This is a genomic window from Bacteroides sp. 14(A) (assembly GCF_000526555.1).
Classification (GTDB): domain Bacteria; phylum Bacteroidota; class Bacteroidia; order Bacteroidales; family Bacteroidaceae; genus Bacteroides; species Bacteroides cellulosilyticus.
Window position 1 is genome coordinate 256,954 of record NZ_JAGH01000004.1, and the last position, 13,675, is coordinate 270,628.

Genomic DNA, 13,675 nt, shown 5'->3' on the forward strand with positions numbered 1-13,675 from the left:
AGAAAGACAAATTCTGCTACCAAGTTGAAAAACATTATTCCGAAATTTGCTACTTATAATTAATTTCTGTTCTTTCGTACAGGAATTTATGGTTGCCCGATAATGGTCTATGCTTTTTAGGGAGAGCGAGTTTTCTAAGTCAATTCATTTGGGGGATAAGATTAAAAGTAGTCAACCTATGTGAAAAGACTATGTGCTCAATATCAGTAGATTATGATTCTCAGTTATTCTCGCTATATTGAGAATCTTTTCTCACTATGATGAGTATTTATTCTCATCGCATTGAGAAGTTCTTCTCATCGTATTGAGAATACTTTCTCTTTACGTTGAGAAAATCTTCATTATAGGCATCCTGTTTCCGACTGATAAGTATTGTATTGCAAAGTAATATAGGTTATGGATAAAACATCCTTTGGAGAAGAAGTATATAGCGTTGTCGCCTCCATCCCTCCGGGACGTGTGCTGACGTATGGACAGATTGCTTATCTTATAGGTAAGCCCCAGTGTTCACGTATGGTGGGGCAGGCCATGCATAACGCACCTGAGGAACAAAATCTGCCTTGCCACCGGGTAGTGAATAGTCAGGGACGACTGGCCCCTTTCTGGCCCGAACAACGGGAGTTGCTGGAAAAAGAGGGTACCGTCTTTAAGAAGAACGGATGCGTAGATATCAAGGCATCCGGTTGGGAAATACTGAAGGAAGTTATTTCTTAGCGAATATATTGATGAGCAGCGAGCAACTTGTCAGCAAGATACCTGTTCCCACCACTCCCGTCCAGCCGAACCATTGCCAGAAGGTTCCGGCAAGGAAAGTTCCGGTGGAACCGCCAATGAAATAGGTAGTCATGAAAATAGTATTGATGCGATTGGATGCCTGCGGACAAAGGGCAAATGCACTTGTCTGATTGCTGAGCTGGATGCATTGCATACCTATATCTATCAACAAAATACCGGCTATGATACCTGCATAACTATATTGTCCCGCATAGAGCACTATCCATGCACTGATTATCAGCGAACATCCTATATAAGTAAGCCGTTTCACCCCGACCGTATTGATGAATCTTCCGATGGAAGAAGCGGTCAGTGCCCCGGCTATGCCACAAAGTCCCAACATTCCTATGATATTGTTTCCCGCAAAGAAAGGCGCCTGTTCCATCTTGAAAGCCAGACAACTCCACATGGCAAGGAACGATCCGAACGAGAAACCTGCACGCAACGAAGCTATGCGGAGTTGGGGGTACTTCTTGACGATGGAAAACAGGGATTTCATCAGTCCGGTGTAACTTCCCTGATAATTGGAAGGAAGGTCCGGGAGTATCCTTATTATGATAAGCAAACAAACGACCATCAATCCCGCGGCAATAAAGTAGATAAACCGCCATCCCATGTATTCGCCTACAATGCCGCTCACTACGCGCGAAGCAAGAATACCCGTCAGTAGTCCCGAAAGAATAATACCTACATTCTTTCCTTTGGTTTCGGGAGTGGAATATTGTGCTGCAAGGGGCATGAATATCTGGGGTATAACCGAACAGGCACCCGTCAGCAGAGAAGCGAACAGTATCAGGTGGATATTGGGAGCTAAAGCAATGGTGAGCAGTGAGACTACCAGAATGGAAATATTTACGAGGATAATATTTCTTCTGCGGTATAAATCGCCCAGTGGAATGATGAACAATAGTCCGATGGCATATCCTATCTGCGAGCACATGGCTATCAGATTGGCGGTGAACTCACTGATGTTCAGGTCACGGCTGATACGGTTCAGTAGTGGTTGGTTGTAGTATATGTTGGCTACCGTTACGCCTGAGATGATGGCCAGCGTCCAAAGCAGGGACGAGGGTACTCCTTGATTTTCTTTTAGTTCCAATTTCATGCCGCAAAGGTAGTAATTTCATGAAAAAGAAACATGCATAATGATCAATGATTCATATACAGGGGCATCAGGCGATGGTAGGCCTTCAGATATTTCCTGAGTCTGGTGACTTCTTTTTCTCCGATGCAGGGCATGCGGCGCACATCCATATTATCCGTCAGGTCGTGAATCTTAACGGCAACGGCTATGGGATTGGAGGCACATCTTTCGACGTATTCTTCGTAATCTTCTTCATCGGAGGTCTTTGTGACACACCGCACGGCTTCAATGATTTCGGCAGAGAATCCTTCCTTTTCCAGGTCTTCGAATGTCCATTCCGTATCTTCTACAACGTCGTGTAGAATACCGACAATCCTTTCTTTCAGATTCCGTCCCATATTCATTACGCGGATGGGATGATGCAGATATTCCTGTCCGTATTTGTCTTTTTGTCCTTTGTGAGCTTCGGTGGCAATAGCGATGGCATGTGAGAGAAGATGATTGTCCATAAGATTTTTTTTAGAATTGTTCGATACAAAGTTACTGAAATCTGTTATTAAATATAAGAGAGGCTTATTATTAAAATTGTATATTAACCCAATAAATGAAACAGATTATGAATATAGAACATTTTCCGGAGAAAAAAGTTTTTCAGACCGTAGTCGATGGAGAGACTGCCCGCCTGATGTATCATGTAGCTGACGGTGCTTTGGATGTGCGCCACACGATTGTACCCGGTGAAATAGGTGGTAGGGGAATTGCCTCTGCTTTAGTAAAGGCAGCCTATGATTATGCATTGACTAATGAACTGGTGCCTGTGGCAACCTGTTCCTATGCCGTGAAGTGGCTGGAAAGGCATCCTGAATATAATGGAAAGACGGGAAAGGATTATGCGGGAGAGGGGACTTGTGCATTATAGAAACTCCTTAAAACTTTGGGCAGCCATATATTATCTATATATGACTGCTCAAAGTTTATTCACTTAATTATTCTGATTGATAAGGTTTATCACAACCTTTACCATTATATCTTTTTCTTCTGTTCTGCTTTCTGCAATCATTTATGTAAGGGCGACTAATGTGTTGTTGCTTATTAATTTTTCTCTCTGTATTCTTTAGGCGACAAACCAGTAATTCTTTTAAAATACTTCCCAAAGAATGATTGGGAGGGGAAATTTAGTTCATCACTAATTTGTTGTATCGTCAGGTTGGTAGATTTAAGGAGCGCTTTGGCTTCTAATGTAACATAGTCATCAATCCATTCCGCAGCAGTTTTCCCACTGACACGTTTTATAATGGTTGATAAATAGCCTGCGGATAAATGTAGCCTGTCCGCATAATAAAGTACCTTTCTTTCTTTTTTGTAGGACAATTGGACTTCCTTTGAAAAGTTATTCATTAATGCTTCGTCGTTTGATAGTATTTTATTTTTCGATATTTCATGAAAATAGTATCCCATGCCATAAAAGAAAGCGCAGGTTAAATGCCTGATAACATCTAACTGGTAGGGATGTTTATTCTCTATAACCTTACGAACCATTGTACAATAAGAAATCATGGCTTCAAGTTGCCCGGATTGCAAATCTAGAACGGGGTTATCTTGTAGCAGCATATAGGTCTGAAAATTATAGGGTAATCCTAAGCTATTGATAAAGTCGTTAGACATAAAAATACAAATCCCTTTAAAATCGTCACTTATAGATATCTGCTCCAGGATTTGCCCCGATACGTTGATTGACATTTTTGAACTACTCATGTGATGGGGTAGCAAGTTTATTTTCCCGATGCTTTCCCCTTGAAGGCAGATGCAACAAATGTACATATCTATTTTGAATGGATGATTTGATAAGTCATTGCCGGCTACATCAAAAATATAAAAATCATCATTCACACATAAGAACCGTCCCTTGTTTTGTATTTCAGCCCGTAAGTTTAGTGTATTCATTTTATTTGCGAAATTAAAGATTCGGACACAAAAATAGGGCAATTTTATCACAAGTGAAATGATTATTGAAAGTTTCGTCCAATATCGTCAATGAAATGACCTTTTGGCACTGTGTGGCTTTACCTACTTTTGCGGCATCAAAAAAACATTAATATGAAGAAAAAGTATTTTATTATCTTATTATTAGCCGTAGGTTGTATGAGTGCTCTGAAAGCACAACCTCTAAGTGTAGTCAAAAAAGATACAGAGTCCTCGAAAGAGCAAAAAATCATCTTTACAGGCGGTCCGATTTTAGAAATGAACGTATCTAATTTTATTCATTCGGGTATTGGGGATAGCAAGAGCAAAATGAAGTTTGGCTTCAGTACCGGTGGATTCTTGAATTTAGGTATTTCAAAATCTTTCTCCGTACAGGGAGAAATGCTATTTCATTACAAAACTTCTGATTTTGAATGGAGTAACCAAACAGGCGAGTATCGTTATTGGGGAATGGAGATTCCTGTTTATGCTATGTACCATTATTGTTTCTCGAAGGGTAACCGTCTACACATTGGTATAGGACCTTATACGGAATTTGGTTTAGGAGCATCATTCAAGTACGGCGGAATCAAACAAGACCTTTACGAAAAAGACAGCGCTACAGGATTGCCTGCTTTATGCGATTCAAATACAGGTTTTGGTATTAAGGTAGGCTATGAGTTTGTTTCAGGATTTCAGATTAATGCCACTTATAAGGCGAGCGTAACCAATCTGCTCGACGAGAATAGCAGTAGGATAAAAATGCATCCTCAAACATTCAGTATTGGAATTGCCTATCGGTTTGCAAAGTAAAAGTATGACGAATATGAATATAAAACACTCTGTTTTTAGCACAATTATCCTTTTTGTTTTTGTAACAAACGTTCTTGGCCAGTCAGACTCGATACAAGAGAAAGGATTAAAGAAATACTGGAATAGCCTTTTTCATGGTAATATAGACAGAACATTCGAGAAAAAAATGGATATGAGTTTTGTGGTAGCTCCTTGTTATACAAAAGAAGGGAGTTTTGGTATCGGGGGAGCTGCAACTGCATTGTACCGTTTAGATCGTAAGGATTCTATTATGCAACCTTCTGACATATCATTATCCGGAAGTGCAACGATTAATGGATTTTATGGGATTACCATAAAAGGAAACAATCACTTCAAAGGAAATAAAGCCCGTTTAAGTTATCGCCTGCAATTTCAGCATAAGACATTGGATTTCTGGGGGATTACATATAATGCCTGTAATGTGAATCCTATTTCCGAATATACCAAACGACTCGTCAATTGGGAGTCGGATTATGTTTATAAACTTACCAAGAATATTCATGTAGGTGCAGCTCTCAATATAAAATATGCCGATTTGGCCAAAATGGCTAATCCGGCTTATTTAGAAGGGCAGAGAAAAGCCTACTTTTTTACAGGTTTTGGAGTGTCCATTCAATATGATACACGGGATTTTATTTTAAATCCTAAACGTGGTATTTATTTTATGGCAAGAGAGATTTTCTATCCGGATTTTATGAGTTCTTACCATAAGACTCTATTTAATACTACTATGATTTTCGATGCTTATAATCGTATGTGGAGTGGCAGTGTTCTCGCATTCGACCTCTACGGACAATTTAATAATCAATATACTCCGTGGCCATTAAGGGAAGAATTGGGAAGTGGAGATAGTAGGATGCGTGGTTACTATGGCGGTCGTTATATAGATTGTAACCAAATGACGGCGCAATTGGAATTGAGGCAGCATATTTATAGTCGCATTGGTTGTGTAGCATGGATGGGTTGTGGAACAGTGTTTCCATCTTTTGATAAATTAAAAGTGGAACACATTTTACCTAATTATGGTATAGGTTTGCGGATTGAGTTCAAACATAATGTAAATGTACGTATTGATTATGGCTTCGGTAAAGATACTGCTGGATTTTTATTTCAGTTTGCAGAAGCATTCTGAAAATGTATGTTTGGAAAAATAGAAACATTGAGTAGTCCATATATTATCTATTGTGACTACTCAATGTTTATTCATTTAATTATTCTGATTGATAAGGTTTATCACGACCTTTACCATTATATCTTTTTCTTCTGTTCTGCTTTCTGCAATCATTAATGTAAGGGCGACTAATGTGTTGTTGCTTATTAACCGGGAACCATCAGGTTTATATAAAATTCTGTTTTTCTCGAGAAACCATAGGAAGAGAAAAGCAGCAATACGTTTGTTTCCATCATTTCGAGATTGTAATATTCTACCTGCCGGGTAACGCTTCTTTCACCCTCTTGTTGAACTGTCGCAAATTTTGCGACAGTTGGAATTTCTTTTAGTTCTTCCTTTAGTGCATTAGTGATATGCTTACCAATCGTTTTTACATCACGGTCAAACAGTTCAGCCATTTGTTGGCGATTAATCCATACCGTTTCATTTTCCAGTCTCACATCTATCAAAGTTTGTCCATCCTTAGTCTGGTAGATGATAATATTTCCTTTGTCGTTCATTTTTTATTCTTTTTAAATACGAATTTGTAAAGGTAAGCATTTTCTTCTTTGCTGCCTTCGGATTTTTCTCTATCTTGCTTCCGTTTTTAATCATTCACTAAAGAAAAACTGAATATGAAGAAATATATAGGAGCGCACGTAAGTGCGAGTGGGGGAGTTGAGATAGCTCCTGTTAATGCGCATGAGATAGGTGCGGATGCATTTGCTTTGTTTACAAAGAACCAACGGCAATGGGTGGCCAAACCTCTGACCGAAGAAAGTATTCGCGGATTTAAAGACAATTGTGAGAAATACTCTTTTGATGCCCGCTATATCCTGCCTCATGATAGTTATTTAATCAATCTGGGACATCCTGAAGAAGAAGGACTGGAGAAAAGCCGTGCCGCATTTCTGGATGAAATGCAACGTTGTGAGCAATTGGGTCTGAAGCTTCTGAATTTCCATCCGGGCAGTCATCTGAATAAGATTTCAATAGAGGAATGTCTGGATAGGGTGGCAGAATCTATCAATATCACATTAAGTAAAACGAAAGGAGTGACTGCTGTTATTGAGAATACAGCCGGACAAGGAAGTAATGTTGGCAATGAGTTTTGGCAACTAAAGCATATCATTGATCGTGTGGATGATGAATCCCGTGTAGGTGTATGCTTGGATACTTGTCATACTTACTCGGCAGGATACGATATCGTAAAGGAATATGATAAAGTGTTTCAGGAGTTTGATGAAGTCGTTGGTTTTAACTATTTGCGGGGTATCCACCTGAATGATACTAAGAAAGAACTGGGTAGCCATGTAGACCGCCATGACAGCATAGGGAAAGGCTTGTTAGGCATAGACTTCTTTAAGCGTTTTATGAAAGATGAACGGTTTAATGATATGCCTGTTATTCTTGAAACGCCGGATGAGAGTTTATGGGCGGACGAGATAAAGTTGTTGCGTAGCTTTGAAGAATAGATACGCGGACGACGCGGACTAAACGGACGAACACGGACTTCTTATTATGAATTAAGAAAATCCGTGTTCGTCCGTTTAGTCCGCGTCGTCCGCGTATCCTTTTATTGATTTACCTTCACATTATTCCATTCAGATGACGGGATAATCGACTTGTCATACTCACCATCTTTCGCTTTAATATTCAGATTCTCAAATTTGAAATTCGTCAGTTTGTACTGCTCGGATGCACTTACGTTGAAAAATACGTCACATTCAAAGTCTATATTACGCATTGTTACATGGTCCGAGTAAGACATCGGAATATCTTTACGGTCTTTCAGATCAAAGAACTGAGTCCACGGCTTGATGTATAGGAAGCTTTTGGCATTTCCTTTAATATCCTCCACAAGGATATATTCATAATTTTGGGGAGTATCGGCACGCATCTTCAACCACAACAGACGGCTTGCCTGATTGATGGTACAACGACGGAGAATAATATTACGGTTATGGATAGACTCGCTACCACAAGTCAGTGCACTATGGCAGAAACCGTACGTACAATCTTCTATAATAATATTAGTGTTACTTCCGTTGTTAGAATCCTTATCAGCCCAGGGGCCTTTTCCACCTTTAAGAGCAATAGCATCATCGTTTACAGAAAGGTAGCAGTTCTTAACCAACACATTGTTGCATACATCAATATCTATGGCATCCGTGCTGGGTGCCTTAACAGGAGCAGCCGGAGAGAAAATATATAGGCCTAATAGCTTCACATTGTTACATTTGTAAATGTGTGTCGTCCAGAAAGGAGAGTTGATGAGGTGTACGCCGGAAAGCTGTACATCATTGCTATTGGAAATGTGTACCAGGCGCGGACGCAACTCATCCATATTCGTGCATTTCGGAATAACGGTGCGGCGCAACCAGAAAGATTTCCAATAGCGTAGTCCGTTGCCATTGATGGTTCCCTTACCGGAAATGGTGAAATCATCTACTTTGTCGGCATTAACCAGTGCGGCAAAGTATTTAAGTGATTGCCCCTCGATGCGGGTGTTGATTATAGGGAAGTTGCTGATATCATCGCTACCTTTCAAAACAGCTCCTTCTTCCAGATAAAGGTGCGTTTTAGGCTTGAAAAAGAGTGCACCGCTCAGATAAGTACCTTTCGGGATGATGATCACACCGCCACCTTTGGATGATACCTGGTCGATAACCGCCTGAATTTTCTCTGTTTGAAGTAAGGTGCTGTCATTTACCACACCATGATCAGTAATCTTATATTTACCGCCAAGGGTTTCGATATTTACAATTTCGTTCTGTCTGAACCAGTCGGGAATAAGGGTACCATCGGGGAATTTCTCTTGTGCAAAAGATGGTAGGCAGAAAAGCAAACTACATACTAAAGTTACGAATTTCATGGTCTTTATCATTAATTGAGTTAATAGTGTCTGATCGGATAGATTTATCCGTTTGCAAAAATAGGGATTAAAATCTACATGCTGCTTATGAGGATAAGCCCATTTCCTAAGTTATTTGTTGGTTTATATAGGCTTTTTGATTCTTTCTCATTTTGGTAGGCACCCTTTCAAAATGGAAAGGTACGTGGTTTGGGAATCTTGTATGCCGGATAATATATATGATTGTAGATTAATCTATTATAGATATTCCTTTCATTTTGGCATGGTATTGGTCGGCTATGGGGCATTGAAACTTTTACGAATGAAATATGAATGGGTGTATTAATAGTAAAATGATAGGTCGTGTACTGGGCGTTTTACTTCTCATTGAAATAGGGATGCTACTACTATGCGGTGGAATATCATTCTGTTATGGAGAAAATGATTATATCTATTTCCTTTATACCTGCGGCATCAATGCTGTGGCGGGAATTCTCCTTTTACTTTATGGGCGCGGTGCGGAAAATAAGATGAACCGGAGGGACGGATATTGCGTCGTGAGCCTTTCCTGGTTGTTTTTTACGATCTTCGGTATGCTTCCTTTTTATCTGAGTGGTAGTGTAGATACAATTACAAATGCCTTTTTTGAGACGATGTCGGGCTTTACCACTACCGGAGCCACCATTTTGGACGATATTGAATCTTTGTCTCATGGCATGCTGTTTTGGCGAAGCCTTACACAATGGATTGGTGGTCTGGGTATTGTATTCTTTACGATTGCCATTCTACCCATATTCACAAGTGGGGGCGTCCAGCTTTTCTCTGCCGAGTCTACAGGGGTTATTCATAACCGTACCCATCCTAAAATCAATGTGATGGCTAAATGGTTGTGGGCGGTGTATTTAATTTTGACCTTGCTTGAAACTATTTTGTTGATGTTCGGTGGCATGAATCTATTTGATGCCATTTGCCACTCATTCACTACTACGGCTACAGGCGGTTATTCTACAAAACAAGCAAGTATTTCTTATTGGAACTCGCCTTTTATAGAATATGTGGTGTCTGTATTCATGTTACTTTCAAGTATGAATTTTGCCCTGTTCCTGATGTGTCTGAAAGGGAAGGTAGGGAAAATATTTAAGGATGAGGAAGTGCGTTGGTTCTTAGGTTCAGTAGCTATTCTGACCGGAATGATAACGATAGCTCTTGTCTTTCATAATCATTATGATTGGGAACTGGCATTCAGGAAATCTCTTTTTCAGGTTACTACGGTACATACTTCTTGTGGTTTTGCTACGGACGATTATAACTTATGGCCTCCTTTCACCTGGTTATTGCTATTCATTGCCATGTTATCTGGTGGATGTACAGGTTCTACGAGTGGAGGTATCAAGAACATGAGACTACTCATCGTGGCACGGGCCATCCGTAACGAATTCAAGCATTTGCTACATCCTAATGCCGTGCTTCCGGTACGCGTGAACCAACGTACGGTTTCTTCTTCTATCGTTTCTACTGTAGTGATTTTTATTGTTTTCTATTTCATCATAATCCTGGCAGGATGGACTATCCTGTTGTTTCTGGGAGTAGGTTTTACGGAGTCTGTCAGTACAGTTATATCCAGTATAGGTAATGTGGGACCGGGACTTGGATCTTGTGGTCCAGCTTATTCATGGAATGCATTGCCCGATACGGCTAAATGGGTGCTTTCCTTTTTGATGCTGATCGGTCGTCTGGAATTGTTTAGTGTGTTGCTTTTGTTCTATCCGAGCTTTTGGAAAAAGCAATAATCAGAAGTCTGCTTTTTCCGTAATACACATGGACTGCCCGTTGACGGGATGGGTGAACTCTATGGATTCAGCGTGCAGATAGAGCCTTTTGTCTTTCTTTCCATAAAGCTCGTCGCCTATGATGGGGCAATGCAGTCCTGACGGATGTGCCGCATGTACGCGAAGTTGGTGAGTACGTCCGGTATGGGGATAAAAGGCTATACGTGTATATTTATCTGTACGTTCGAGAACCTGATAATAAGTGATGGCAGGCTTGCCATATTGTGTGTCTACCATTTGTCGGGGGCGGTCCAATGGATTGGGGCAAAGCGGTAGTTCAATAGTGCCCTCATCTTCCGGGACGACGCCATCGAGCAAAGCTATGTACTTCTTCCGGATACTACGATTCTTGAATTGTGCCTGTAAGTGTTGGTGTGTCTTCTTATCTTTGGCAATGATTAAAAGTCCTGATGTAGCCATATCCAGCCGATGTACGATCATGGGACCCTCTGCTTCCGGATAAGCCTTTCTTGCCAGGTCGTATATGGATGTTTGTCTTTCTTTTCCGGGTACTGAAAGCATTCCGGCAGGCTTATTAATAATCAATAGCCATTGGTCTTCATAAACTATATTCAATTTTTCATTGCCTCGTTCCGCCTCCTGTTGCATAGGATTTGCTTCTACCTCCAATCCCAGCAACATGTGCCGGAGAATTGGTTCGCATTTACCCTTACAGGCTGGATAGTAATAACCGTGATGCCGTACTTCGTTTTTGGGAGAATTACCCCACCAGAATTCGGCCATGGCTATCGGTTTCCAATGATGCAGATAAGCTTGTTGTAACATTTTAGGAGCGGCACATTCACCCGCACCGGCGGGAGGAGTCTTATGTACGGTTTGCTCGAATATGTCGCATAAAGTTATCACTTCTCCTCGGTAGTTCAACATTCTGAATTGTTCGAATAGTTGTTGTTGCAAGGCGGCAGAGCGGACTTTACGTTCTGCTTTCAGCTCCTGTATTTGTTTTTCCCAATTACCTACTTCTACTTGCAAGGAAGCTATCTTATCTTTCCAGGAGCGTTCCAACCGCTTATATTCTGCCTTCTGGAACTGGCTCTCTCGTATCAGATCAGCTTCTTCCTTTGCATCAAGCTGACCTGTTTTTCTGAGCAATTCTCTTTTATCTTTTGCTTCTTTCAATTGTATCTTGGCAATTGACAATGCATCTTGTGCAGATTGGGTGGTCTGGGTAAGATCTGATAACAAGTCAATATATTTCTTATCCTCTTCCAACCGGCGGATACGACGGTTGATAGTGGATATGTTTTCTTCTTCTATTTTGAAGAAGCCTTGAGGTTGTAATAAATCGTACACGGGAGGTACAAAATACGGATGTATATTCTTCCCGGCTAATATGCCCGAAAAGGCGGTTAAATAACCTATGCTTCCATCTTCGGTTTGCACAATCAGCACCCCGAACATTTTCCCCTGGCTTAATTCCTCTTGCCAGTCGCTTTGCTTGCTGAGGTAGTTTTGTACCTCTTCCGCCGCCATTACACACAATGGATGAGGAGTATAACAGAAAGGATAAGTAAACCTTTCCGGAAGTGGAATATCGCTGATTGAAGTAGTAAAACGGTGCAACATAATGGTGCAAAGATACTACATTCTTTGGGTATCTGTGAAGTTATCCGGCAGAAAAGAATTCCTCGCTTTCATTATGGTAGGGTAGGAGGAAAGTGAACCGGCTTCCTTTTCCAATCTCTGAGGCCACACTAATCTTCCCACCGAGTTTTTCCGCAATTACCATGCTGATGGAAAGTCCCAGACCCGTGCCTTGAACAAATTCATCTTGTTTGTAGAAGCGTTCGAATATCATTCGTTGCTCTTCTTTCGGAATACCTTTGCCGGTATCTTCTACGTAAATGGAGACTTCGTATGTTGAAAAATCAATTTCATAGCCCAGTTTGATGTATCCTGATTTGGTAAACTTAGTGGCATTATTCAGGAAGTTAGTCATTATCTGGCTGAGGCGGTTCACGTCTGTATTGATGAAGAATGCGGCATCGGGCACTTCTTTGATGAACTCTATTTCCTTGGGTATCAATAAGGAATGTGTCAAATACATACTATCCACCCAATTATTCAGATTACACGTTGAATAGGAGAAAGTCATGTTGCCCGATTCGATACGGGAGAGTTCCAGTATATCATTGATGAGTTTCAGAAGCAATTCGCAATTCGTATTGATCGTATTGATGAAGTCAGCTTTCTCTTCATCGGGGAGGTCGTCTTCGCTGACAAGTAAGTTGGAGAACCCCACAATTGCATTCAGTGGAGTACGTATTTCATGGCTCATATTGGCGAGGAAAGATTGCTTCAGTTCTGCCTCTATCGCCAGGTCTTTTGCTCTCATGAGTTCCTCTTCTTTGTCCTTGAAGTGTTGCACATTGGTGATTAAGCCTATAATGGAGGCTGTTTCCGCCATTGCTTCCGTGGGATTGACATAACGGAGTTCATACCAGATATACCCTTTACCATTAAAGTTGCACCGGCATTGGGTGTGCGTTTTGGAATCCGGTTGGTTTTTTACATGATAAAACGTGTTCAACACATCCACTCTGTCTTCCAGATGTATCGCTTCGGCCATTTCTTGTAGGGTGAAAGCACGGAAAGGCATATCCAGATGCTCAAAGAATTCTTTATCACAGATGAAAGCATTTGTTTTCTCTATGTATTTCCAGGCATAGATGTTGCTCTTTTCGAGTGATAGCGATAATAATTCCTTTTCCCTGGTTAGTTCCCTTTGGGCGGTGCGCTTTCTTTTAGACTCTCTGACATAGAGAAGTAGCGGATAGATGATGAAAAAACAAATGGAAGAGAGAGCCAGAACAATGATACAAATAAAAAGAGGCTTGTACTTGGCTTGGAAAGGTATCTTGATTACAATATAATCTTGTGGATGTTCTTCAACTTCAACATTGGTTTCTGTTTTCTGAATATCTTGGGATTCAGCGTACTGGGGTTCTACCGCATGCATCTTTGTAAATAGGACAAAGAAGATCAGAATAATCGAAACTCTTTTCAGTAGCTGATAGCGTTTTTTCATAGCTGAAGAATAACTCATTTTGCAAATGTACATGAATATTTTAAATTCTTGCACAAATAAATAAAAATGTGAGAATTAACTCGTTTTATGTCCGAATAGCATATTTTTTTCATCTTAAAAAAAGACTATTTTAATGTAA

General features: G+C 40.5%; 12 protein-coding genes and 2 pseudogenes. 6 read left to right on the forward strand and 8 right to left on the reverse strand.

Features of this window, described 5'->3' with window-relative positions; translation table 11 throughout:
* The first annotated feature begins 396 nt into the window (after positions 1–396).
* A complete protein-coding gene (locus K429_RS0120035) occupies positions 397–714 on the forward strand; it encodes an MGMT family protein (RefSeq protein WP_029327825.1) in 318 nt (105 codons plus the stop codon).
* Here the strand turns inward: K429_RS0120035 and K429_RS0120040 are convergent.
* Positions 704–1,879 (reverse strand): MFS transporter, encoded by a 1,176-nt coding sequence (locus K429_RS0120040; RefSeq protein WP_029327826.1) that lies wholly within the window; start codon positions 1,877–1,879, stop codon positions 704–706. The two genes, K429_RS0120035 and K429_RS0120040, sit on opposite strands and share 11 nt — an antisense overlap.
* A gap of 44 nt (positions 1,880–1,923) precedes the next feature.
* The gene (locus tag K429_RS0120045) at positions 1,924–2,367 is read right to left on the reverse strand and encodes an HD domain-containing protein (protein WP_007215757.1); all 444 of its coding nucleotides are present in this window, start codon (positions 2,365–2,367) and stop codon (positions 1,924–1,926) included.
* A gap of 107 nt (positions 2,368–2,474) precedes the next feature.
* Between K429_RS0120045 and K429_RS0120050 the strand changes: the two genes are divergently transcribed.
* On the forward strand, positions 2,475–2,777 hold the full coding sequence (locus K429_RS0120050; protein ID WP_029327827.1) for a GNAT family N-acetyltransferase: 303 nt from the start codon (positions 2,475–2,477) through the stop codon (positions 2,775–2,777).
* Between the two features lie 63 nt (positions 2,778–2,840).
* Here the strand turns inward: K429_RS0120050 and K429_RS30990 are convergent.
* Both K429_RS30990 and K429_RS0120055 read right to left on the reverse strand, forming a co-directional pair.
* Positions 2,841–2,957: pseudogene (locus K429_RS30990) on the reverse strand (cytochrome C biogenesis protein CycH); the annotation flags it as partial.
* Complete coding sequence (locus K429_RS0120055; protein WP_029327828.1) at positions 2,951–3,802, reverse strand: helix-turn-helix domain-containing protein; 852 nt, start codon at positions 3,800–3,802, stop codon at positions 2,951–2,953. The gene K429_RS0120055 and the pseudogene K429_RS30990, both read right to left, overlap by 7 nt.
* A 153-nt stretch (positions 3,803–3,955) precedes the next feature.
* On the opposite strand from K429_RS0120055, the gene K429_RS0120060 reads away from it, so the two are divergent.
* Entirely contained in the window at positions 3,956–4,633 is a 678-nt protein-coding gene (locus tag K429_RS0120060; protein WP_007215760.1) for a porin family protein, read from the forward strand.
* A 13-nt stretch (positions 4,634–4,646) separates the two neighbouring features.
* Complete coding sequence (locus K429_RS0120065; protein WP_029327829.1) at positions 4,647–5,786, forward strand: BamA/TamA family outer membrane protein; 1,140 nt, start codon at positions 4,647–4,649, stop codon at positions 5,784–5,786.
* A gap of 75 nt (positions 5,787–5,861) precedes the next feature.
* Here the strand turns inward: K429_RS0120065 and K429_RS0120070 are convergent.
* Positions 5,862–6,325, reverse strand: a pseudogene (locus tag K429_RS0120070) (hypothetical protein).
* A 114-nt stretch (positions 6,326–6,439) separates the two neighbouring features.
* On the opposite strand from K429_RS0120070, the gene nfo reads away from it, so the two are divergent.
* The gene (gene nfo / locus K429_RS0120075) at positions 6,440–7,279 is read left to right on the forward strand and encodes a deoxyribonuclease IV (RefSeq protein ID WP_029327830.1); all 840 of its coding nucleotides are present in this window, start codon (positions 6,440–6,442) and stop codon (positions 7,277–7,279) included.
* Positions 7,280–7,380: 101 nt separating this feature from the next.
* Here the strand turns inward: nfo and K429_RS0120080 are convergent, their stop codons facing one another.
* The gene (locus K429_RS0120080) at positions 7,381–8,679 is read right to left on the reverse strand and encodes a glycoside hydrolase family 28 protein (protein WP_029327831.1); all 1,299 of its coding nucleotides are present in this window, start codon (positions 8,677–8,679) and stop codon (positions 7,381–7,383) included.
* A gap of 308 nt (positions 8,680–8,987) precedes the next feature.
* Between K429_RS0120080 and K429_RS0120085 the strand changes: the two genes are divergently transcribed.
* The gene (locus K429_RS0120085) at positions 8,988–10,448 is read left to right on the forward strand and encodes a TrkH family potassium uptake protein (protein ID WP_044097002.1); all 1,461 of its coding nucleotides are present in this window, start codon (positions 8,988–8,990) and stop codon (positions 10,446–10,448) included.
* On the opposite strand, the gene K429_RS0120090 is transcribed toward K429_RS0120085, so the two are convergent.
* Positions 10,449–12,074 carry an RluA family pseudouridine synthase gene (locus K429_RS0120090; protein WP_029327833.1) on the reverse strand — a complete coding sequence of 542 codons (1,626 nt, stop codon included), beginning with the start codon at positions 12,072–12,074 and terminating at the stop codon, positions 10,449–10,451.
* Between the two features lie 40 nt (positions 12,075–12,114).
* Entirely contained in the window at positions 12,115–13,536 is a 1,422-nt protein-coding gene (locus K429_RS0120095) for a HAMP domain-containing sensor histidine kinase (protein WP_029327834.1), read from the reverse strand.
* Positions 13,537–13,675: the final 139 nt, after the last annotated feature.

Coding starts and splice junctions, on each gene's coding strand:
- K429_RS0120035 (WP_029327825.1), top strand. CDS start 397: ATGGATAAAACATCCTTTGGAGAAGAAGTATATAGCGTTGTCGCCTCC.
- K429_RS0120040 (WP_029327826.1), bottom strand. CDS start 1,879: ATGAAATTGGAACTAAAAGAAAATCAAGGAGTACCCTCGTCCCTGCTT.
- K429_RS0120045 (WP_007215757.1), bottom strand. CDS start 2,367: ATGGACAATCATCTTCTCTCACATGCCATCGCTATTGCCACCGAAGCT.
- K429_RS0120050 (WP_029327827.1), top strand. CDS start 2,475: ATGAATATAGAACATTTTCCGGAGAAAAAAGTTTTTCAGACCGTAGTC.
- K429_RS0120055 (WP_029327828.1), bottom strand. CDS start 3,802: ATGAATACACTAAACTTACGGGCTGAAATACAAAACAAGGGACGGTTC.
- K429_RS0120060 (WP_007215760.1), top strand. CDS start 3,956: ATGAAGAAAAAGTATTTTATTATCTTATTATTAGCCGTAGGTTGTATG.
- K429_RS0120065 (WP_029327829.1), top strand. CDS start 4,647: ATGAATATAAAACACTCTGTTTTTAGCACAATTATCCTTTTTGTTTTT.
- nfo (WP_029327830.1), top strand. CDS start 6,440: ATGAAGAAATATATAGGAGCGCACGTAAGTGCGAGTGGGGGAGTTGAG.
- K429_RS0120080 (WP_029327831.1), bottom strand. CDS start 8,679: ATGAAATTCGTAACTTTAGTATGTAGTTTGCTTTTCTGCCTACCATCT.
- K429_RS0120085 (WP_044097002.1), top strand. CDS start 8,988: ATGAATGGGTGTATTAATAGTAAAATGATAGGTCGTGTACTGGGCGTT.
- K429_RS0120090 (WP_029327833.1), bottom strand. CDS start 12,074: ATGTTGCACCGTTTTACTACTTCAATCAGCGATATTCCACTTCCGGAA.
- K429_RS0120095 (WP_029327834.1), bottom strand. CDS start 13,536: ATGAAAAAACGCTATCAGCTACTGAAAAGAGTTTCGATTATTCTGATC.